The sequence below is a fragment of the Tenacibaculum litoreum genome, from assembly GCF_964513915.1.
Taxonomy (GTDB): domain Bacteria; phylum Bacteroidota; class Bacteroidia; order Flavobacteriales; family Flavobacteriaceae; genus Polaribacter; species Polaribacter litoreum.
The window spans coordinates 66,967-89,517 of record NZ_CAZEQS010000004.1; the positions used below are offsets into that span (position 1 = coordinate 66,967).

Consider the following 22,551-nt stretch of genomic DNA (forward strand, 5'->3'; position numbering starts at 1 on the left):
TATCTTGTGATTGTTATTGTTTATATAAAATACTATACTGATCTGTTGTTTTTAGTGGCTGAATTGTTACTGCTTATAAGTTGTTTAACTGATTATCCTTTTTATCATCACTAATCGTCCAAAAGAACCCTACAAAGAAGAAACTATCAGCTGATGGTATCATAGCTTGTCGATTAAAGGTACCTGCAGAATTTGGCGTATTTTTATAATTATACCCAAACACATTTTGTGTTCCTAAAACATTGTTTACCGAGAAGTACAAGATTTTTTGCTGACTTATTAAGTACGCCCAATTTAAGCTTACTGAATTGTAGTTTTTGGTTTTCTGATTTAAAAATCCATTTATATTAGGATTTGTATAACTTCGTCCAGAGGCAAAGCTGTAACTCAATCCAACCTGACTTTTCCAATCTTCTATCCAATGTTTTGCAACAACTGACAGGTTATGCTTTGAGGCAAAATTAGGAGTTGCTTTTACTTGGTAGTTTTTATAATTTCTTTCAGTGTCTAAAAATGAATATGACACCCAATAATCTGTATTTTTTACATTTTTATTATCTCTCCAAAAAACATCTATTCCTTTAGAATATCCTTCTCCTAAGTTTGAGTAATTTGAATATGGTAACGCTCTTTCAGTATCATATTTAACTAAATCTTGATACTTTTTATAATACCCTTCTATTCTTAAAATCTGTTTGTTTTTTACATACTGGTAATTCGCTATAAAATGAGAAGTATTCTCTGCTTTAAATTGCGTGTTGAATTTTAGGTATTCATTTTTAGGGCTCTGATAAAAGCGTCCGTAAGCAAATGAAAACTGTGCATTTTCTCCCGGTTTATAGGCTATAGAAGCTCTTGGTGAAATGGTGAACTCATCTAACAATTCAGAGTTTTCCATACGTACACCTACTTTCGTTGCTAACTTTTTACTAAAAAAGACGTCTGCTTCAATAAAACTTCCAAAGATATTATTGTCAAACCCATAAGTAGCATTTCCATTCGTTTCACTAGCATAATCTTCAGAAAAATCAGTTAAAAAGTATTCTGCACCAAAATTCAGTTTAAACCGGTTTGAAAACCTCTTTTTCAATGTTACTTTAACATGAGCTGAGTTTTCATTATCTACAACCTTATCATCCAGTATATTCATCTTTGAATTATCATTAGTAAACGATGTTCCTCCTGAAACTGTCCAGTTATTCGCTAAATGTTGTTTATAGGATCCGTTGAAATACAAGTTTCTATTTTTCAATCCAAAACGAAATCCATCTTCATAATTAATATCATCTTGAATCATATCAAAATCAGCATAACTATATGCTCCATATAATTTTAACAAAGACTCGTTTTTAAACCTAAATCGGTATACAGCTTCACCATTTAGCGACTGAACTGGCTTATTCCAGCTATTTCTGTCAGGAAACAACTTTTGATAAGGTGCTAAATTGATATACGAAGCGTTCACACTTAGTGAATTCTTTCCAAATACTTGTGTGTTTCCTACTCCTAAACCAACTGTCATTAGTGAAATATCTGTCTTCTCTTTTATTGTTTCGTCATTAGTATTTAGTAATAAAACACTTGACAATGCTTGACCGTATTCCGCAGAATATCCTCCTGTTGAAAACGTAATTCCTTTAAATAAAAACGGAGAAAATCGACCACGTGTAGGAATGTTGGGTGCAGAAGGACTATACGGTGTAAACACTCGAATTCCATCAATAAAAATTTGTGTTTCATCCGCTTCCCCTCCACGAACAAATAAACGCCCATCTTCACTTACCGAGGAGGTTCCTGGTAATGTTTGCAAGGCTCCAACAAAATCTCCTAAAGCACTTGCGGTTGTTACTACATCTAGAGGTTTTAACGCAGTTACTTTTGCATTATCTCCTGCTTCAAAAGTTCCTGCATTTATAGTTACAGCATCCAACGTATTTACATCTTCACGAAGAATTATTTCCAAATTTTTAAACGTTGATACTTCAGCTGTTTTTATGTACGTTTCAAAAGAAATAAAAGACACTATTAATATTTGTTGTCCTTTTTCTGAAGTTGTGAAAGAGAAGGTTCCTTTTTCGTTAGACGAAGTTCCGTCATAGGTTCCCTCTAAATATATATTGGCTCCTTCAATAGGATTTCCTTTAGTATCAGTTACTTTTCCTGAAATAGTAGTTTGTGCAATTAATAATGTATGTATTAAAAAACATACAATAAGTAATAAATGTTTCATTCTTGTTAGTTTTTGACACTACAAAACTGCTTTCTTTTCAAACTTTAACACAAAAAGAAATACTCAACTGTATAATTTTACAGATGAATTGTTTCGCTTACCAAAACTAAGATTACTTAACTGCCTTCATTTTACCTTTCTTGCTTTTGATTATTCAAATCTTGCTAAATTTTAATACGTAACACCTACAATACTTTTGATAATGTTGTACTTTTACATAGTATAAATTAACAACAATGGCACACGATTTAAGTGACTATAGAAAATCTTACGAAAAAAGAGAGTTACTAGAGAATAACTGTCCTGAAAATCCTATTGAATTATTTAGAGATTGGTTTTTTGCTGCAGATGAATCTGAAATGGTAGATGAAGCAAATGCTATGACCATTTCTTCTATTGGGTTAGATGGTTATCCGAAAAGCAGAGTTGTTTTATTAAAAAAATACACTTGGGAAGGTTTTATTTTTTATACCAATTACAATTCAGAGAAAGGAAAGGCTATTTTAAATAACAACCATGTGTGTTTATCCTTTTTTTGGGCTGGTTTAGAACAACAAATAATTATTAAAGGAAAAGCAGAGAAGCTTGCTGAGAATTTGTCTGACGGATATTTCGAATCGAGACCAGATGGAAGTAAATTAGGAGCTTGGGCTTCTAATCAAAGTGAGGTGATTACCTCTCGTAATGAGCTAGATAACAATCTTGCTTCTTTTGAAAAAAAGTTTGAGAATCAAGAAATTCCTAGACCTAAACATTGGGGTGGTTTTTTAGTAAAACCAGTTTCTGTTGAGTTTTGGCAAGGACGTCCTAACCGTATGCACGATCGCATTAGATACACTTTACAAAAAGATTTTTCTTGGAAACTTGAACGTTTAGCTCCTTAGTTTTATATTTACATAGCTTTTTATAATTAAATGAAAACACTTTATATCGTTCGTCACGCAAAATCATCATGGAGTTATGATAGCGTTAAAGATATTGACAGACCTTTAAAAGAACGTGGTATTAACGATGCCCATCTTTTATCTAAATACCTAGCGAAAGAAATAAAAAGACCTGATGTGTTTCTTTCTAGCAGTGCCAACAGAGCGCTTCATACGGCTGTTATTTTTTGTGAAAACTTCGGATATCCTTTATCCAACCTTAAAATAAAACGTCAGTTGTATAGCTTTAGTGATGGCTATTTGGTTAAAACTGTAAAAGCTCTTGATGATAGCTTTGATAGTGCTATTGTTTTTAGTCATGACCACGGTATTAATAGTTTTGTAAATAAGTTTGGAAGTAAACCTATTGCACATGTAACTACTTGTGGTGTTATTGGAATAGAGTTTGATATAAAACACTGGAAAGATATTAAGAAAGGAAACACAATTTTAGTAGAGTTTCCTAAAAACCATAGATAAATTAGTACATTTTGAAGATAAAGAAGTACGGCGCTATTGATATTGGATCTAATGCAGTAAGGTTATTAGTAGCCAACGTTATTGAAGAAAAAAACAAAGAACCTCAATTTAAAAAATCATCCTTAGTTCGCGTGCCTATTCGTTTAGGAGCCGACGCTTTTGTCTCTGGGAAAATATCAGAAGCTAATACTCAAAGAATGCTTGACGCAATGCAAGCCTTCAAATTAATCATGAAAATTCATGGTGTTGAAAGATACAAGGCCTGTGCAACTTCAGCAATGAGAGAAGCCGAAAATGGTGAAGAAGTTGCCGCTACTATTTTAAAAAATACTGATGTTAAGATTGATATTATTGACGGAAAAAAAGAAGCTGCCATAATTTCATCTACAGATTTAAATCAATTAATAGAATCAGATGCCACCTACTTATATGTAGATGTTGGTGGTGGTAGCACAGAATTCACCTTATTTTCCAAAGGAAAAATAATCAACTCTAAATCTTTTAAAATAGGTACTGTACGTGTACTTAACAATACAAAACCTGAAAACAAAGCACTTTTTAAAAAGGTTCAAAAGTGGATTGAAGAAAATACTAGTGACTACAAACGCATTTCTTTAATTGGTTCAGGAGGAAACATTAACAAGCTATTTAAAATGTCTGGTAGAGATAGCGGTAAACCTATTTCTTACATCTATCTTAATGCTCAGTATCAATTTTTGAAAAAGATGAGTTATCAGGAGCGTGTTTCAGAATTAAGTTTAAACCCTGATAGAGCAGATGTAATTATTCCTGCTACAAAAATATACTTATCTGCTATGAAGTGGAGTGGTGCAAGAAAAATTTATGTTCCTAAAATTGGGCTTTCAGATGGAATCATCAAAAGCTTATATTTCAACAAGCTTTAAATATTATTTGTGACTCTTTTAAAATTATGGTGTCATATAATAGGTAATTGGAGTAATCTCTTATTTACTATGAATACTCTAACAAGTAATCAAAAAATTAAACCGAGCTGTACAGCTCGGTTTTTTTTATTTTATATAAGAATTTAAATTCTCTACACTCATCATTGGTAAAAACTCAATTAAACTATACTCAGCTACCCCTTCAACAATCAACGGATCTTTGCTCAATATCTCAACAATTTCCTCTTCTGTACATAAGTTAGATAATACAACTCCTCCTTCACGAGGTACTTTTGGTCCGCCAATCACAAAACTTCCTTTCTCATATTGTTTTGCTATATAGTTTCTATGTGATTCTGTGTATTTATTAACCTCTTCTATGGGTTTAATAAAGTTAAAATTGATAATAAACATATTTATTCTTGATTAAATTTTTCTGACCATTTTGACGACCATTCTCTTAAAGGCTCAAACAAAACAAATAGTTCTTCACCTATATCTGTTAGTTTATACCCTTCTACAACTTTTTCTATAATAAACGTTTTCTGAAGTTCTTTTAGCCTCGTATTTAATGTTGTTGGAGAAATGTCTCTGCAAAGTTTTTCTAAATCACTAAATGATTTTGGAGCGTCATTTAAATGCCAAATGATACTCATTGTCCAATTACGTCCTAACAAATCAAAAAGTGCCATAATAGGCTTTCCTGATTTAGAACCTCTTACTGATTTTCCTGGTTTTGGTATATTCATATTGATCTCAAAACTACAATTTTTGTAGTTAACTACAAAAATTGTAGTAGTTATTTTTTTAAAAAGCCGAATGAGTTATTCATTCGGCTTTTATAATATAATTTAGAAGACTATTCTATTTTCTTCGTATCTGAATTTTATCTGTCTTCAACTCTTTCTGTATCCAACTTCTTAACTCTTTTTCATTTTTGACAATTACAGAATCTTTGAGTTTATTATTCCACTTTACAGAAACTACAGTGGTTGTATCTACTTTTATAAAATCACTCGATGATAATACCTTTGCCAAACTCATTTCTTTAATATCATTAAATCGAATTTTTGCTTCTGTACTAATTTTACTAAAAGGAATTGAGTTTTTATCTCTATATAAAGCTTCTTGTTCAATAGTTTGATTTAGGTTAGAGATAGTTCTTTTCAAATCATCAATCTCCATATGTAAACCTTTTATCACATTATCTTTTTCATCCAATTCTTTTACAGCTCTATCATAAGCATCCACTACTCTATCAACACTTTTGGCTTTGTTTTCATTAATAACTAAAGAATAAGCATCTATTTTAGGAAAAGTTTTTAATTCGTTTCTCAAAAAAGATTCTGTTGCATCGCTTACATCTCCATTAAAAAATAATTTTATCGTTTTTTCTTTAACTTCTAGTTTCTCACGTTGTAACCATAAATTAGGGTTATCATACACCTTGGCTTTTAAGAATTTCTTATAACTCGCATCAATAACACTTTCATTATACACCCCTACAAAGGTAAATACAGCTGGAACCATTACTAAGAATGCAATAAAAGATGCGGTTTGAGCTATTCTTTTACGTTTGGCTGAGTTTACATAACGAATCATGGTAAACCCTAACAATTTCAACACTAAGAAAGTTGCTAAAGCAATAAAAATGGTGTTGATTGTAAATAAATACATGGCTCCTAAAAAGTAGTCAAAATTACCTATTGCCAAACCATATCCTGCAGTACATAAAGGTGGCATTAAAGCTGTTGCAATTGCTACACCAAAGATTACAGAAGCAATCGTACCTTTTTTAGTTCTTGCTATAATTAATGCCAAACCACCAAAAAAGGCTATTAATACATCACGAATATCTGGTCTTACCCTACCTAATAACTCCGAAGTTTCTTCACGAAGTGGAAATATAAAGAAAAACAAAAATGCTGTTAATAAACTTAACACAATCATTGTTGCTAGGTTTGTTAACGATTTTCGTAGCGTATCAATATCGTTAATAGCAATAGACATTCCTACTCCTAAAATAGGTCCCATTAGTGGAGATATTAACATGGCTCCAATTACTACAGCTGTTGAGTTTGCGTTTAAACCAATAGATGCCACAAAAATAGAGCAGATTAAAATCCAAGCTGTTGCTCCTTTAAAAGAAATATCGCTTTTTATTGCTTCTATTGTTTCATCTTGGTCTGTATCATCTCTAAAATCAAGAAGTTCTAAAATAAACTTCTTTATCTTCTCCCATAAACCTTTTGCATCCTGCTGTATCTCCTGCTTTGACTGCTCAGCAGCTTCTTCTTGTTTATTTTCTTCCATAAATTTTGATTTTTGTTAACTTTGGAAAGATACGAAATTCCCAAATTAGAAAAGATATAAAAAACGCTTGAAGATTCTAAGTCTCCAAGCGTTTTACATACCCTTAAAGAGTTTATTCTTATTTAATATCTAATTTGTTTTTCAACTTTGGTGCAATTGCATCTTTATGTAATAAAACAGATATTGTTTTTAATTTAAAGTAAGGAACTGACATATATACATAACCTTGGTTTCCCTGATTTTTACCCCAAGAATTCTTTACTTTAAAATAGGTGTTTCCTTTTTGGTCTTTTACCAAACCTACAATATGCATTAAGTGGTCGTCTGTTGTATTAAAGTTTTCAAACTCACTTTGACGTAAACTTGGTGTAATAGTTCTTTCTTCTACTATTTCAGTCAATGCTTTTTTGTTTTCTGTACTACTAGCGGGAATTACTGCTACTCCGTTTTTTGATGAAAATGTTTTTTCTGAAACATCACAATCTAACTCTACTGTATATCCTTTTTTAATTGCGTCTTCTGTTACTGCTACTAATTCATCTAAAGAAACATTATAAAATGCCCCGTTTGAAAAATTATCTGGAATGTTTAAAATGAATTGGTCGTATTTTTTTGCATGTTCAAAAGAGCTAATCGTTACATAATTTGAAGGATCAATATTTACATACTCTGCAAAAGACTTAGGAGTATATTTTTTTCCTTCAAAAGTAAACTCTTCTTTATTTTTTCCTAAGTATACATCCAAAACACTTTCTACTGATTGCTTCCACTTTGGACTTAATTCTCCTGCTGGATTTTTGATATAAGCATCCAACATCGATTTTAACACCGCAATCATTTCTGCATGATTATGTCTATCTTGTCCTAGATCTAAACCTGTAAAAACCTGCTCAGGCACTAACCCATATTTTTCTACAGAATTAATTACATCGTGCGCTAACCCACCTTCGCTAAATTGTGCTTTTCCTTGGCGGTATAAGTAATTATTTGCTTTATCAGAATACGTATTACGAACCGTATACATTTCAGATAAATCGATGTTTTTACCTGTTAATCTGATAATTTCTGATTCTAAAAAAGAGGTTGTAGAAAAACTCCAACACGTCCCTGTTCTTCCTTGGCTTTTTACTTCTGTATCTTCAATATCTTTTACTGTTGAGAATTGATATTTTTGCGCTGAAGTTGAAGTTATACTTAAAAAAGTGAATGCTGCTCCTAATAGAATTTTTTTCATATTTAAAAATCTTATGATAATTTAAGCAAGCAATTTACTCTTTTTAAAAGATTATTAAACTTCAAAACTGTTAAAAATCTACAATAACACCTATACGAGGTAAAGCTCTTCCTGTTGTGCTTTCTATTTCTTCTAACAAATATCTAGAACTATCATTAGGATCGGTTACTCTTCCGTTTTCGTCTTCAAGTGGTAATAAAAAAGGTTGTTGTTTAGAACTACTAGCATATATATTTTGAACATCTAAATACAAGTTAATAGCTGCTTTTTTTAAGAACCATGTTTTATCTACACGTATATCTAACTGTGTATATGTATCTAATCTTTTTGTATTGAGTCTAGAGTAATCTAAAATTCCTCCGTTTTGCACATCATAATTATCTTTTAAAGAAGAAGCTTGTAAATCATATGGTGTATAAGGTTTTCCTCCAACTAATCGAAATTTCGTTCCTATTTCCCAGTTTCTATTTAATTTTTTCCCTGCTGTAATTGTTAGTAAGTGTTTATTATCCCAAGTTGAAGGAATGTACTCTCCTTGCGCGCCTTTAAATTCACTTCTTACAAAAGTATATGATGCAATTCCGTACAATCCACTATACGATTTTTTTTGTGCTAACAACTCAAAACCATATGCCCTACCCTCAGATGTTGAACTTACTGCTTCGTTTCCTATAATACCAAAATCAGCACCTAAGTTTGCTAGACTTATCTGGTTTCTTATTGAAAATGGATAGTTTTTATATCCTTTATAAAACCCTTCAAAAGTTATTTTTGAACTTGTATCAGGCTTATAACTCAATCCACTTACAAAATGATCTGATTGTATATACTTCAATCCATTTTTATTCTCAAACTCACCTACATTATTTTTATATCCTAATACAGTATAGGATGGTAATTGATAATAACGCCCAACTGAAGAACTAATCGTCCATTTTTCAGATAAATTATAACTTAACGACAATCGTGGTGAAAACTGGTTGAATGGGTTTTTCATTTCTGAATTGTAATCAATTCCGTCCATTCTAAACCCATAAGAAACTCCTAGTTTTTCATCTAAATATCTTTTCGATACTTGTCCAAAAACCCCATATTTAACAAAATCTATAGCTGAGTTAAAATCGTAAATAATAACTCCATCTGAGTTAGCATTTTTCTGATAGTTACTATTCGTATACCTTGCTGTTTCTAGGTTAAAACCTAAGTTAAAATCAATCTTGTTAGCACTCTTAAAGCTATTTTCATATCTCAACTTGTTTTCTATCTCCTTTGATGAATAATCTAACAATAAGTTTGCTGGTATTTCTTCATTTAAAAAGTATTTTACTGCCTTGTTTTTCCACTCATTCCTACTTAACACAACCAAGTGTGTTGAGTTTGGAGCAAAGTACTTATAACTTGCTCCTACCGTATAATTCCATTGGCTGTTTACGGGAACAGAATTTAAAATAACTTTATTTCTCTTTATCGTTTCTAAATCTGTTTCTCCATCGTTTACCTCTTTATTAATTTCAAAATCATCAATGGCTCCCAAAGCAACTATTGATAATTCACTATTTTTTGATAATTGCGATTTAACATTTACTTGAAAATCGCTATAGGTTGGTAAAAAAGGTAGTTTTATCAACTTAAATAAAAACTGTAAATACGATTGACGTGCAGAAAACATAAAGGTTGTATTCTTTCCTAAAGGTCCGTCTAACGTAATTCCTGCATCTGAGGTTCCAATAGTAGCTCTAGTATTTAACGAAGTCGGATTACCTCTTTTTTGAGTAAACTCTATAACAGAACTCAAAGAGTTACCTCTATTGGCAGGAAATGCACTTGAATAAAAATCAACTTTACGGATTAAATCTGCATTCATAATTCCTACAGGTCCACCTGTAGCTCCTTGTGTTTGAAAATGGTTAATTACAGGAACTTCAATACCGTCTAAATAAAATTTATTTTCAGAGGTTGCTCCACCTCTAATAATAATATCATTTCTAAATCCAGGATTTGATGCTACTCCTGGAAAAGACTGAATTACTTTCAGCACATCTCTGTTTCCTCCAGGGTTCTTTTCTATTTCTGCTATACCCAAACTTTGAAGCGATAAAGGACTATCTACAGACTCTTTAAATAATGGTGCTTGTATTTGAACTTCTTTTAACTGTGTTGCATCTTCAATTAACTCTAAGGTTATATAAGGTGAGTTATCTTTTGTTACTAAATACTCATCTGAAATTAACGTTTTATAGCCCACAAACGAAGCTTGTATTTTATTATAGCCTAAAGGAACGTTATTCAAGACAAACTCTCCTTTTTCATTTGAAACTGCTCCTATTTCTGTTCCATACACTAAAACATTTACAAAAGGAAGTTCTTCTCTTGTTTTAGAATCAATAATCTTTCCTGATATTTCCCCACTATTTTGAGATACACCAACAAAAGACTGAAGTAAAACTAAGAGTATCAACACTTTTCTCATATCATACTATTTAAGACTTAACAAAAATACATATTTTGTTTAACAAAAAACAAAAAATATTAAACAATATAATTATACAAACAAAAAAACTCAATCGATATGATTGAGTTTTTGTGGGGAGAGCAGGATTCGAACCTGCGAAGTCGTAAGACAACGGAGTTACAGTCCGTCCCATTTGGCCGCTCTGGAATCTCCCCAAAGCTTTTAAAAAAAGCTTCTCAGTAAAATCGAGAAGCTTTACTAGTGACCGGGCTGGGGCTCGAACCCAGGACCCTCTCCTTAAAAGGGAGATGCTCTACCAACTGAGCTACCCGGTCATTTTTTGCTTTTGCTTTTCTGCGTTTGCGGGTGCAAATATAGAAGCTTTTATTGTTCCCACAAACATTTTTTAGAAGTTTTTTTGAAAAATTTTTAATGTTTTTTGTTACCTATTAATTAACAGAAAGTTACCTAAAGATCATTTAAGTATGCTTTTCTTACTTTTTTAAATAAATTCGATGAATACACAAAATCTACCACTGCTTCGTTATCTGTTTTGAAGATTTCTTTGTGTGATCCTTCCCATGCTTTGACTCCATTTTTTAGAAAAACAATCTTATCCCCTATTTCCATCACCGAATTCATGTCGTGTGTATTTATTACTGTAGTAATTTTATACTCATCGGTAATTTCTTGAATTAGGTTGTCTATTACAATAGATGTTTGCGGGTCTAAACCTGAATTAGGCTCATCACAAAATAGATATTTAGGATTCATTACAATCGCACGAGCAATTGCTACACGCTTTTGCATTCCTCCAGATAATTCAGCTGGGAACTTTTTATTCGAATTTTCAAGGTTTACACGATTCAGCACAAAGTTTACTCTATCTAACATTTCATCTTCTGGTTTCTTTGTAAACATCTTTAAAGGAAACATTACGTTTTCTTCTACTGTTTGTGAATCAAACAAAGCACTTCCCTGAAATACCATTCCTAATTCTTGACGAAATTGACGTTTATCTTCTATTGTCATATCAATATTCGCTAAACCGTCATACACGATTGTTCCTTCTTCAGGTGTATGCAAACCAATTAATGACTTTAAAAATACTGTTTTACCTGAACCACTTTGACCAATGATTAAACTTGTTTCTCCTGGTTTAAAAGATGTTGATATACCTTTTAAAATCTCAACACCATTAAATCCTTTATGTAAATTATTTACTTCTATCATTAGGTTAATAACATTTGGGTTAAGAAATAGTTCGCTATTACAATAAGCACTGTAGTCCAAACTACAGACTGTGTACTTGCTTTTCCAACTTCTAACGATCCTCCTTTTACATAATATCCGTGATACGAAGGTACTGTAGCTATTAAAAAGGCAAAAACTACTGTTTTAATTAATGCATAGGTTATAAGAAATGGGTCAAAATCCATTTGAACTCCTGCTATGTAATCTGCCCCAGAAAATAACCCTGATAAAACTCCAGCTACCCATCCTCCAAAAATTCCTAAAAACATTCCTAAGATTATTAAAAACGGATAAAAGAAAACTGTAGCTATTATTTTAGGTAAAACTAAATAGTTAAGTGAGTTAATTCCCATTACCTCAAGTGCATCAATTTGCTCTGTAACACGCATAGTCCCTATACTTGAAGTTATATATGAACCTACTTTACCTGCTAAAATAATAGAACAAAACGTGGGTGCAAACTCTAAAATCACTGATCGTTTCGCCGCAAAACCAATCAACGATTTTGGTATAAACGGACTTTCTAAATTCAATGCTGTTTGTAAGGCGATTACACCTCCAATAAAGAATGATATGAAGGCTATAATACCTATAGATTTATGCCCTAACTCATCTACCTCTCTAAATAAAGCTTCACGAAATACTCTTGCTCTTTGAGGTTTAGAGAAAACCTGCTTTAGCATTGCAAAGTATTTACCAATATGCTCAATGTAATTCATTAAACGAAATATATTTTCTTTTTTGCTAAAGTATTAAAAAACCATTAACTCATGGTCCTATTTACAAGTTTTAGCTTGCTTTTTATGTACCTTTGAGTTTTAATTTTGAAAAAATAAAATGAGAAAAATAGCTTTTTTAGCAGCTATAATATGTTTAACAAGCTGCTCTGTTAACAAAAAAACAAATACTCAAAAACCAAAACTTGTCGTTGGTGTTGTTATTGACCAAATGCGTTACGATTACCTAACTCGTTTTGCTAATAGATATGGAAATGATGGTTTTAAACGTTTACTTAAAGAAGGGTACTCTTTAGAGAACGCTCACTATAATTATATTCCTACCTACACAGCCGTAGGACATACTTCAATATATACTGGAACCACTCCTACCAATCATGGAATTATTGGTAATTATTGGTATGATAAATATTTAAAGAAAAGTATTTATTGTGTTGATGATAATAACTACAATACTGTTGGTAATGATGGTGAAGGAGGTAAAAAATCTCCTTACAGAATGTTCACCACAACAATGACTGATCAATTAAAATTAGCCCAGAACATGAATGGTAAAACTATTGGTGTTGCTATAAAAGATCGTTCTGCTATTTTACCTGCGGGTCATACTGCTAATGCTGCTTATTGGTTTGATGGTGGTGATAAAGGTCAATGGATTTCTTCTTCTTTTTATTTGAAAGAATTACCAACTTGGGTACAAGAATTTAATGCTTCTGGGAAAACAGACGAATACTTAAGTAAGCCTTGGGAAACTTTATATGATATTAGCACCTATACTCAAAGTATTGAAGACGACAACGATTTTGAAGCTACTTTTAAAGGACAAGAAAGACCTGTGTTTCCTCATGATATTCCAACCTTAAGAAAAAGTAATAATAATTACAGCATCATCAAGGCTATTCCTGCTGGTAATTCTATAACTACTGACTTTGCCAAAGCTTCTATTATTGGTGAAAATTTAGGAAAATCTGAGTACACCGACTTTTTGGCGGTTAGCTATTCTTCTACCGATTACGTTGGACATCAGTTTGGAGTAGCTTCTAAAGAAATTGAAGACACGTACTTACGTTTAGATCAAGATTTAGCAGAATTATTTAAGTTTTTAGATACACAAGTTGGAAAAGGCAACTATACATTATTCTTAACTGCCGATCATGCTGCAGTACAAGTTCCTTCATACTTAGAGTCTTTAAAAATACCAGCGGGTTATGTAAAACCTGTAGCTTTTAAAAACTTTTTAAATGAAATTACAGTAAAGCATTTTAATTCGGATGAAATCATTGAAAACATTTCTAACTTTCAAGTTTTCTTGAATAAAGATAAAATTAGAGAGTTAAAATTAGATTATGAAACTGTAGCACAAACTATTGCTGACGAAGCTATTAACCATAACAGAATATACAAAGCTGTGACTTCTAGAACCATGCAAACTACCACATTTACCAACGGGATTTTGCATGTTTTACAAAATGGTTACAACCAAAAACTTTCAGGTGATGTAATTTTAATTCCAAATCCATCAACTATTGCTAGTAGTTCAAGAAAAGGAACTACTCATGGTTCTGGATACTCATATGACACCCATATTCCTATGATTTTCTACGGAAATGGAATTAAACAAGGGGTTTCTAAAAAGAAATATGAAATTGTAGATATCGCTCCAACCATTTCTAATTTATTACAAATAGAATTCCCTAATGGATGTTCTGGAAAAATTATAGAAGAAGTTCTTGAATAAAGAATTTAGAAGGTAAAGACAAGAAAACAGAAAACGCCATTTTGACAAACTCAAAATGGCGTTTTTAATTAATTCATATTCTCAAATCAACACATCGTTTAATTTGGGTTGTTTAATATAATTAGTGCTGCAATAACTCCTGGAACCCATCCGCAAAGTGTTAGCAAAAACACTATAATAATAGATCCACAACCTTTACCTATAACTGCTAACGGTGGAAAAAAAATTGCTAATAAAACTCTTAATAAACTCATAGTACTTTTTTAGTTAGTATACTTAAAAGACGAGTTAATTAGAATTTTGTTACACTTATTTTAATAGTGTAAATAAGCCCCATCATAACAAGTGAAGTGATTATTCTTTTTATAATTCTATTTTGACTAAGTTTTAGCTTATTTTTTTGTGAAAATTTTAAAAAAATTTTTTATTCCTTCTAATCTATTTGGCACATAAATAGTTGTACCATGCTCTTCATTATCTTTTATTTGAAAATATGCTCCAATAGGTAATAACAACAATCCAGACCACCCTAGTATTGTTATAAAATACCCTAAACAAATAATTATTCCTTTCTTAACATTTGGAATACTCCCAAGAATGGTTTCTTTGTTTATAGCTAGATATACTAGCTTTTCTTTATTATAAATTACTTCTAAAGTGTTTATAAAACTTAACTCAACCGTATTAAAACTAATAGGAAGTGAATTAAAAAACTCTTCTTCATTTTTAATTAAGTTCTCTTTTTTTAAAACTCCTAATAAAGTTTTGTGCTTTTCATCTGGTATATAGTATTGAAAATGAACTATTTTTTTATTGGTTACTATATCAAGGTTTAACCTATTCCTCATTAATGGATGTATATCCAGGTTATTATATTTTAAATCAATCCTTTTTACTTTATTAAATACTTCAGGTTTTGTATTTATAGCTCTACCACCATTTAAAATATCTGGCCCTCCTATAAATGCTAATAAAGCAGCAATGCCTACATAGGCTAGCGTATATAAAATAAAATTACTTTTAGACATGTTAACTTTAGTTTTATTAGTCCTCTTTTTCTGGAGGAAATGGGTATTCATCTAAAGGTAACCAACTATCCCCTTTCATTGCTAAATACTTTTCTAAACTTCCTAATTGATATGCAAAGTCATAAATAAGTTCAATTGAGATTTCTTTGATATCTAAGGTTACAAAAGATATTCCATCTGCATAGTCAGTATTAATCAATTCAATTTCTGTATTATTATTATTATTATTATTATTATTAAATTTATAAACTAATTGTTCAACTGCTAAAGGCGAATAAACTACTTTTTTTATTTTCATTTTTAATATTTTAGACCATCTATTAATATAACTTTTACATTAGGGAACATTGTACTACAATCTTGTATCACTCCCTGATAAGACATACAGTAAGGTAGTTCTACCCTCCGCTCCCGTACGAATCCTTTCGTGTGGTAAAACGCTACACATCAAAATACGTTAGTTTAAACTATTTCAAAAATGACAATATAATCTAAAACTTCGGTAGTACTTTTTTTAATTCGCGTTGTCGGGTTTACATGAGTTTTATTACATAAATAAACTCCTTCTACATCAACTTTCCAAAGAAAATAGCATTCATCAATAATTTGTTAGTTCCAAACCAAAAACCTCTAAAATTGGTATTGTCTGTAAAAACGATTACCCTTCCACTACCTAAGCGCCCTACTTTAAACGGAACGGTGTTTTTCAATTCCTTTAAATTCTCTTTTGAAATATAACCACTCAATAACGGATTGTTAGTGTACTGAATTGGATTGTTATAACTCTTAGCGTCAGGTTGAATAAACTGTTTTGTATTTCTAAATAATGCTATTTTTTCATTCTTGTAACCAAAATTGATTGGGTGTGAACGATCAATCTTAGCTTCAAAAATAGCTCCTCCTATTACTTGCGCTCCCGATTGTAACGAACGGTTTTCAAATGACACATTCTTTATAGAATCTATTTTAGCTTTATTAAACTTTACATTAATAAACCCTCTGTTAGATAACCAATTTACTGCATTTCTATATCCTACTAACACTCCTCCATTACGAACCCATACTTTTAGTTTCTCTACTAGATTCTTATCAATAGAGCGACTATTAGGAACAATAATCGTCGTATACTTATCTAGGTTTACTCTCGGAGCATAATCGGTATCTAACTTTGTTAGTTTCATATCGTAACGTTGATCTAACAAATGCCAAATCTCTCCTGCATCGTAACTCGTTACTCCTTTTCCAACCAACATCGCTACTTTTTGCTTTTTAACAGCTTCAAAATTTCTACTTCCTAAATCAATTCCTTCATTCAATCCTGTAGATACTCCTTTAATTTCAATATGATTTTCATTCGCTATTGTACCTAAGAAATCAAATAATTCATTTCCATTTAATTTTTGATTTTGAGCTGGAATAAAAATAGTTCCGTAATCATACGAATTACCATCGTTTACAAACTCTTTCATCGCTACCTTCGCTCGCAATCCTTTTTCTAAAATCGTATTTAACGCTTTAGGTGTGTTGTACTCATTCCAAGAAAATAAGTAGCCTACACTACTTTTTTGTTGAATTATTCCTTGTTTTGATTGTAATTGAGTCACCTCAGCTCCTGCTTTTGATAATGAAACATTATCAGCAAAATCAACTCCAAATGCATAATTAAAAGTCCAAGCAGATACATCATAAAACAAACTATCTTTAAATGTAGTTCGTACATCAAACATTGCTTTTACCAACCTGTGATTTTTTTGATTCATAGGCACGACATAACTATACCCTTTTTTGAAACGTTTTCCATTCGATGTAAAATCTTCTTTTAACTCGTGAAGTTTTATTTGATGACGTTGTAAAACCTCAGCTAAATGATTTGTCTTTGCAGCATCTTTTTCATCACCAAACACTATTGCTTTTTTCGTTTCTGAGCTTCTTGAATTTTTATAAAAACCTTGTTGATATTGTAAGATTTTAGTTCGCATATTTTTAGCAGCTTCTAGTGTTGACAATGCTGCTGTAAACTGATTTCGAATTGTAAACGGAAAGGTTAATATTCCATTTTCACTTTCTTGTGCATGCCCGCGAGAACTTCCTTGTTCAAACAAAATTCCGATTCCTCCATTAATATCTGGAAAAGTTGATCCTTTTCCGTAGTAAAAATCATCAAAACTTTCCTCTGAATAATACGTTGAACCAATTTTATCAAATGCTTTTGCATGATACGTAGCAATTTCTTTAGTTAACTCTTGATTCATTTTTGGAGTTAAAGGATTGGTTCTACTAGGAATTCCTGGCTGGAAAAAGAAGGTAGAATTCGTTCCCATTTCATGATGATCAGTTAAAATATTCGGCAACCACTTATGAAAAGTTTGAATTCTTGCTCTACTCTCTGGTAATTGAACTGGCAACCAATCGCGATTCATATCAAACCAATAATGATTGGTTCTTCCTCCGGGCCAAACTTCGTGATATTCTCTATCATTTGGATCTGGATTAATATTATTTGCCTTATTCGTATTAGTCCAATAAGCAAAACGTTGTAAGCCATCAGGATTCATTGCTGGATCAAAAAGAATAACTGAATTATTTAGTAACTCCTCTATTTTCTGTCCTTCTGCTGCTGCTAAATAATACGCTGCTGCCAACGCTGCATTTGAACCACTTGCTTCGTTTCCATGAATAGAAAAACCTTGATACACTACAATAGGGCTATTAGAAACGTTTACAGAAGCATCATTTGTTGCTTTTATATGCCTCTCTCGTATCGCTTCTAAATTCTGATGATTTTTAGAAGAAGTAATTGTTAACAACACCAACGGTCTTCCTTCATAAGTTGTTCCTCTATTTTCAAGCACTACTCTATCTGAAGCTTTGGCTAATGCCTTCATATATTCTACCAACTTATCATGTGTTACATGCCACTCTCCTACTTCATGTCCTAAAACTGATTTTGGAGTCGGAATATTTTGGTTATATGAAATACCTTTAGGTAAATAATAACTCAAATCGACAGTTTGAGCTGTTAGTGTAGCACTGATAAATAGTAGTGATAGTAATAATTTCTTCATTTTTTTCTTGGTTTCATTTTGCGATTGATTATAAAATTAGGCAGTAAATAGCACTAATAAACAAAATCCCGCATAAACCGCGGGATTTATTATTCTTTAAATCTTTATCTATTTAATTATCTATTTCTTTTATCTTTAATAGAACAACCTATTGCTCTTGTATCTATTTTTGTTGGTTTTTTTCCTTTTATCAAAGCATCTACAGCATTTTCAACAAAACGTTCTTTTACATTGTTTTGATCTCGAGAGTTATCGTCAATAGCTCCAATATATTCTACAATTAATTTTTCTTTCTTTTTATTTAAAATATATACATGTGGTGTTCTTGTTGCTCCATATTTAGGGTATACTTTCTGCCCTTCATCAAACAAATAAGGAAATGTAAATCCTTTTTCTTTGGCACGTACCTTCATTGCTTCAAAACTATCTCCTTTTGATACATCTGGGTCATTCGGATTGATGGCTATTACAGGAAAACCTTTCTTTTTATATTTTTTATCTAGAGCAATTAATCTATCTTCATTGGCTACAGAATATGGACACATGTTACAAGTAAATACGACAATAAACCCTTTTGCATCTTTATAATCTGCTAAAGAAACCATTTTACCATCTATATTTTTTAATGTAAAGTCTGAAGCTTCATCTCCTACTTTATAACCTCTGGAGTTGTCATAAGTAAATGCTGAGATAGATGCAACCACCAATAACATCAATATTATTTTAATTGTCTTCATAATTATTTAATTTAAAAAGATTTGTAATTCGTTTTGTAACTCTACATAGCTAAAAGTTCGTTCATAAAATTTTCTCTTTTGACTATTGTAAATTAAGGTTGCTGGTATTGAACCTGACCAGTTTTCTGCAATATCTGGTATCCAAAATTGCTCATTTGAATCTTCAAAATGAAGTATTTTAGATTGTAGTTTTTTCTTTTGGATAAATGGTATAAGGTTCGTTTCTATTTGCTTAGAAAAATCTAAACTTACCAAAACAACCTCAACATTTTTATCTTTATATTTCTTATGAAGTTTTTCAAAAGCAGGTAGTTCTTTTACACAAGGCATACACCATGTAGCCCAGAAATTAACTACATAAGTTTTATCATTATTTTTATGTAAAAAAGGTTTTAGCTCTTCGTAATTTAACGTAGTTATTTTACTGTTTTTGGTTGTTTCCTTAACCTGAGCTTTAGCTATTGTTCCACTAAAAATAGCAATTACTATAATTATGAGTAAGAATTTACTTCTAAACATTTTTAAAACGATTTCTCTCAAAATTAACTGTTTATCACATTAAAAAGATAGAATTAACTAAATATTAACAAGAAAAAAGCTCGGAAATACAATTTCCGAGCCCTTCTTATTATCCTTTATTTGTTGTACTAACAAAAAATTTCATTCAGTAATTTAGCCAAACGTAAACCTCCTTTTTGTAACTGTTCTCTAACTACAGGAAAATATACATACGAATAACGATAGCGTAAATTTTCTCCAACTTCTACAGATTTATATACTTCCTTAGTAATCTTATGTGTATCATGCAACCAATCTACAACACTTCCTTTTTGAATTAATTTAATTTGCTCTTTTGATAAATCTCTAGCATTATCAGCAAGTTCAATATAACTCATATCCCACTTATTAATCAAGTTTTCATCCCAAACTCTATGTAAATTAGATCCTTTTCCATGCCATTGAACCTGAATTTTATTACCTCCTAAATCTTCTTTTTGTCCAACATGCATAGGTTGATGTAAATCACCTACCAAGTGTACTAACATCTTTAAATAAAAACGTTTGTCTTCAGTTGAACTATTTTCATCTTTTAATACTTTTACACATTGCTCTATACCAGTAATCATATCTCCTTTCGGATTTTTTTCAGTATCTTCATAACGAGCATCTAATGGCATATTTACATAATGCCAAGTATAAAACTTTCCATATTTCTTTCTATCAGATTTTATTTCATCTGCATAAGTAGATACAAATGCTAAGCTTTCACCTTGTAGTAATTTTTCAATTTTCTTTCTAGCTTTCTTAGTCAAGTGTTCTTCTGCAATCTTTCCAGTAGCTCTGTGACCTGTTGGCCCCCAAACATCTTTATTGTTAGCTATTGATGAAATACTCACTAACAATGCAACTAGTACTATTAAAAATTTTGTCTTCATGAATGGTTTAAATTAAAATCGGAAGCTAAATTATAAAATATAATCATCAAAAATTTGGATTTAACAAATTTTAATTTATATCTTTATGATATCATTTTAATATCACTTTAATTAAAACAAATATGAAGGCAGAAAAAATTATCAAACCAGCAAACGGGTACGTAATGTTTTTTATCGTACTTATTCTTTTTATTAGCGGAATCGCTTTAACAGTAAAAAACGAAAATCCAATATTTATATTAATCTCTGTATTAGCATTTATTTTGGCATTAGGTTTCATTTTGGTAAACCCTAATTCTTCAAAAGTTCTATTATTCTTTGGAAAATATGTAGGCACAGTAAAACAAAATGGTTTATACTGGGCTAATCCTTTATATAAAAAGAAAACTGTTTCGTTAAGGGCTAGCAATTTTGATAGTGAGCGTTTAAAGGTTAACGATAAACTAGGAAACCCAGTAATGATTAGTACTATTTTAGTATGGAAAGTTACCGAAACTTACAAGGCTGCCTTTGATGTTGATAATTATGAGAATTTTGTTCGTGTACAAACAGATGCTGCTGTACGCAAATTAGCTAGTATGTATCCGTATGACAATTTCGCAGATGAGGGACACGAAGAAGATATTACACTACGTTCTAGTGTAAACGAAGTAAGTGAAGCTTTAGAAAAAGAGTTAGAAGAACGATTAGCCATTGCAGGTATTGAAGTTTTAGAAGCACGAATTGGTTATTTAGCCTATGCACAAGAAATTGCAAGTGCTATGTTAAAACGTCAACAAGCTACAGCCATCGTTGCTGCTCGACATAAAATTGTACAAGGAGCGGTTGATATGGTAGAGATGGCTTTAGAAGAACTAAGCAAAAAACAAATTGTTGATTTAGATGAAGAACGCAAAGCTGCGATGGTTAGTAACTTATTAGTTATTTTATGTGGAGATAAAGAAGCTTCTCCTGTCGTAAATGCAGGGACTTTAAACCATTAAACTTAACTTACAAATGAAAGAATATAAAATTATACATAGAAAATTTAGTTGGTCTAATGGAAGACAAAAGTTTGAAGATGAGATTAACAACTATGCGAAACAGGGTTGGCGAGTTGCTAGCACATACCAAGTAAGTGATGGCAATATTGAAGTCATTTTAGAAAGAGATAAAAACCGATAAATGAAAGTTTTTAAAGAAGAACAACGGTTTACACAATCATGGTTAATTATTCTTATAACAATAAGTATAATTGTTCCTATTACTCTTATTATAAAAGAGTACATGAAAGAAAATTCAACTATGAGCTCAACCGAGTTTATATTAACGTCACTTGGTATTACCTTATCTATTACGTTTATATTCTTCTTTAAATTAACAACTAAAATAGATGAAATTGGGATTCATTACCAGTTTTTTCCTTTTCATCTTTCAATTAGAAAAATTACTTGGACAGAAATTAATAAAATACATGTTAGAAAATACGAACCAATTAGCGAGTATGGTGGTTGGGGATTAAAAGGTTGTTTTCTTTGGAACAAAGGAAAAGGAACAGCTATTAATGTTTCTGGAAATATTGGCATTCAAATAGAATTAAAAAACGGTAAAAAACTATTGATAGGTACCCAAAAAGAACAAGAAGTTAAACGTGTATTAGAAAACTATCAATACAAAATCAATTAACGTGACACAAGTTATAACAATCATTATAGTATATATCTTAATTTTTATGATCTCTTTACTATAAATTAAAAGAATTTTGAAATTGTATTTTTGTAACCATTTTTTGCGTTTCAAAAAAACACTATTATAAAACACAACATGGCAAAAAAGAAAGCTTTTGCACTCCGCATTAATGAAGAAATGTTAAAAGCCATTGAAAAATGGGCTTCTGATGAGTTTCGATCTACCAATGGGCAGATCGAATGGATGCTTATGCAAGCACTTAAAGAAGCCAAAAGAGAGCCAAAAAAGAAAGAAGAATAACAACAAATCTTAAGAACTTGTTAAAAAAAACGTCCAATTTTATTGGGCGTT

At 31.2% G+C, this 22,551-nt stretch carries 23 protein-coding genes and 2 tRNA genes; 8 read left to right on the forward strand and 17 right to left on the reverse strand.

The features are described from left to right. Positions 1–73: 73 nt before the first annotated feature. A complete protein-coding gene (locus ACKTTR_RS11700; protein ID WP_408028033.1) occupies positions 74–2,230 on the reverse strand; it encodes a TonB-dependent receptor in 2,157 nt (718 codons plus the stop codon). Between the two features lie 236 nt (positions 2,231–2,466). On the opposite strand from ACKTTR_RS11700, the gene pdxH reads away from it, so the two are divergent. Genes pdxH through ACKTTR_RS11715 form a run of 3 tightly spaced genes read left to right on the forward strand, consistent with a single transcriptional unit; the run spans position 2,467 to position 4,538 of the window. Continuing rightward, positions 2,467–3,114: a pyridoxamine 5'-phosphate oxidase gene (gene pdxH, locus ACKTTR_RS11705; protein ID WP_408028034.1), complete on the forward strand. Its 648-nt coding sequence runs from the start codon at positions 2,467–2,469 to the stop codon at positions 3,112–3,114. Between the two features lie 30 nt (positions 3,115–3,144). Beyond that, positions 3,145–3,633, forward strand: a complete 489-nt coding sequence (locus ACKTTR_RS11710; RefSeq protein WP_408028035.1) for a SixA phosphatase family protein — start codon at positions 3,145–3,147, stop codon at positions 3,631–3,633. An 8-nt stretch (positions 3,634–3,641) separates the two neighbouring features. Beyond that, the gene (locus tag ACKTTR_RS11715; protein ID WP_408028732.1) at positions 3,642–4,538 is read left to right on the forward strand and encodes a Ppx/GppA phosphatase family protein; all 897 of its coding nucleotides are present in this window, start codon (positions 3,642–3,644) and stop codon (positions 4,536–4,538) included. A gap of 126 nt (positions 4,539–4,664) precedes the next feature. Here the strand turns inward: ACKTTR_RS11715 and ACKTTR_RS11720 are convergent, their stop codons facing one another. The 9 genes from ACKTTR_RS11720 to ACKTTR_RS11760 form a co-directional block, all read right to left on the reverse strand. After that, on the reverse strand, positions 4,665–4,952 hold the full coding sequence (locus ACKTTR_RS11720; protein ID WP_408028036.1) for a YciI family protein: 288 nt from the start codon (positions 4,950–4,952) through the stop codon (positions 4,665–4,667). A gap of 2 nt (positions 4,953–4,954) precedes the next feature. Then, positions 4,955–5,287, reverse strand: coding sequence for a winged helix-turn-helix transcriptional regulator (locus tag ACKTTR_RS11725; RefSeq protein ID WP_408028037.1), 333 nt, complete (start codon positions 5,285–5,287; stop codon positions 4,955–4,957). A 115-nt stretch (positions 5,288–5,402) separates the two neighbouring features. Next, positions 5,403–6,851, reverse strand: coding sequence for a DUF389 domain-containing protein (locus ACKTTR_RS11730; protein WP_408028038.1), 1,449 nt, complete (start codon positions 6,849–6,851; stop codon positions 5,403–5,405). Positions 6,852–6,969: 118 nt separating this feature from the next. Then, positions 6,970–8,085, reverse strand: coding sequence for a C1 family peptidase (locus tag ACKTTR_RS11735; protein ID WP_408028039.1), 1,116 nt, complete (start codon positions 8,083–8,085; stop codon positions 6,970–6,972). Between the two features lie 70 nt (positions 8,086–8,155). Then, positions 8,156–10,555: a TonB-dependent receptor gene (locus ACKTTR_RS11740; protein WP_408028040.1), complete on the reverse strand. Its 2,400-nt coding sequence runs from the start codon at positions 10,553–10,555 to the stop codon at positions 8,156–8,158. Positions 10,556–10,669: 114 nt separating this feature from the next. Further along, positions 10,670–10,752, reverse strand: a tRNA-Tyr gene (locus ACKTTR_RS11745). 47 nt (positions 10,753–10,799) lie between these two features. Continuing rightward, a tRNA-Lys gene (locus ACKTTR_RS11750) sits at positions 10,800–10,872 on the reverse strand. 133 nt (positions 10,873–11,005) lie between these two features. Then, on the reverse strand, positions 11,006–11,770 hold the full coding sequence (locus ACKTTR_RS11755; RefSeq protein ID WP_408028041.1) for an ABC transporter ATP-binding protein: 765 nt from the start codon (positions 11,768–11,770) through the stop codon (positions 11,006–11,008). Then, the gene (locus tag ACKTTR_RS11760; protein WP_408028042.1) at positions 11,770–12,510 is read right to left on the reverse strand and encodes an MlaE family ABC transporter permease; all 741 of its coding nucleotides are present in this window, start codon (positions 12,508–12,510) and stop codon (positions 11,770–11,772) included. Before ACKTTR_RS11760 ends, ACKTTR_RS11755 begins: the two co-directional genes overlap by 1 nt. Positions 12,511–12,628: 118 nt before the next feature. Here ACKTTR_RS11760 and pafA point away from each other — a divergent pair, with 118 nt between their 5' ends. Beyond that, positions 12,629–14,266, forward strand: a complete 1,638-nt coding sequence (gene pafA / locus ACKTTR_RS11765) for an alkaline phosphatase PafA (RefSeq protein WP_408028043.1) — start codon at positions 12,629–12,631, stop codon at positions 14,264–14,266. Between the two features lie 98 nt (positions 14,267–14,364). On the opposite strand, the gene ACKTTR_RS11770 is transcribed toward pafA, so the two are convergent. The 7 genes from ACKTTR_RS11770 to ACKTTR_RS11800 form a co-directional block, all read right to left on the reverse strand. Beyond that, positions 14,365–14,520 (reverse strand): YqaE/Pmp3 family membrane protein, encoded by a 156-nt coding sequence (locus ACKTTR_RS11770; RefSeq protein ID WP_073184478.1) that lies wholly within the window; start codon positions 14,518–14,520, stop codon positions 14,365–14,367. 138 nt (positions 14,521–14,658) lie between these two features. Continuing rightward, the gene (locus tag ACKTTR_RS11775) at positions 14,659–15,294 is read right to left on the reverse strand and encodes a hypothetical protein (RefSeq protein WP_408028044.1); all 636 of its coding nucleotides are present in this window, start codon (positions 15,292–15,294) and stop codon (positions 14,659–14,661) included. A 16-nt stretch (positions 15,295–15,310) separates the two neighbouring features. Then, positions 15,311–15,592 (reverse strand): hypothetical protein, encoded by a 282-nt coding sequence (locus tag ACKTTR_RS11780; RefSeq protein WP_408028045.1) that lies wholly within the window; start codon positions 15,590–15,592, stop codon positions 15,311–15,313. Positions 15,593–15,860: 268 nt separating this feature from the next. Beyond that, entirely contained in the window at positions 15,861–18,359 is a 2,499-nt protein-coding gene (locus ACKTTR_RS11785) for a M14 family metallopeptidase (RefSeq protein ID WP_408028046.1), read from the reverse strand. A gap of 116 nt (positions 18,360–18,475) precedes the next feature. Further along, on the reverse strand, positions 18,476–19,096 hold the full coding sequence (locus tag ACKTTR_RS11790; RefSeq protein ID WP_408028047.1) for a thioredoxin family protein: 621 nt from the start codon (positions 19,094–19,096) through the stop codon (positions 18,476–18,478). 6 nt (positions 19,097–19,102) lie between these two features. Beyond that, positions 19,103–19,615 (reverse strand): TlpA disulfide reductase family protein, encoded by a 513-nt coding sequence (locus ACKTTR_RS11795; RefSeq protein ID WP_408028048.1) that lies wholly within the window; start codon positions 19,613–19,615, stop codon positions 19,103–19,105. Positions 19,616–19,743: 128 nt separating this feature from the next. Further along, a complete protein-coding gene (locus ACKTTR_RS11800) occupies positions 19,744–20,532 on the reverse strand; it encodes a S1/P1 nuclease (protein ID WP_408028049.1) in 789 nt (262 codons plus the stop codon). 122 nt (positions 20,533–20,654) lie between these two features. Between ACKTTR_RS11800 and ACKTTR_RS11805 the strand changes: the two genes are divergently transcribed. From ACKTTR_RS11805 to ACKTTR_RS11820, 4 genes are all read left to right on the forward strand, one after another. Further along, positions 20,655–21,515, forward strand: a complete 861-nt coding sequence (locus ACKTTR_RS11805) for an SPFH domain-containing protein (protein ID WP_408028050.1) — start codon at positions 20,655–20,657, stop codon at positions 21,513–21,515. Between the two features lie 13 nt (positions 21,516–21,528). Continuing rightward, the gene (locus ACKTTR_RS11810; RefSeq protein WP_121148363.1) at positions 21,529–21,696 is read left to right on the forward strand and encodes a DUF4177 domain-containing protein; all 168 of its coding nucleotides are present in this window, start codon (positions 21,529–21,531) and stop codon (positions 21,694–21,696) included. Further along, a complete protein-coding gene (locus ACKTTR_RS11815; protein ID WP_408028051.1) occupies positions 21,697–22,197 on the forward strand; it encodes a hypothetical protein in 501 nt (166 codons plus the stop codon). A gap of 138 nt (positions 22,198–22,335) precedes the next feature. Then, positions 22,336–22,500, forward strand: a complete 165-nt coding sequence (locus ACKTTR_RS11820) for an Arc family DNA-binding protein (RefSeq protein WP_408028052.1) — start codon at positions 22,336–22,338, stop codon at positions 22,498–22,500. The last annotated feature ends 51 nt before the right edge of the window (positions 22,501–22,551 follow it).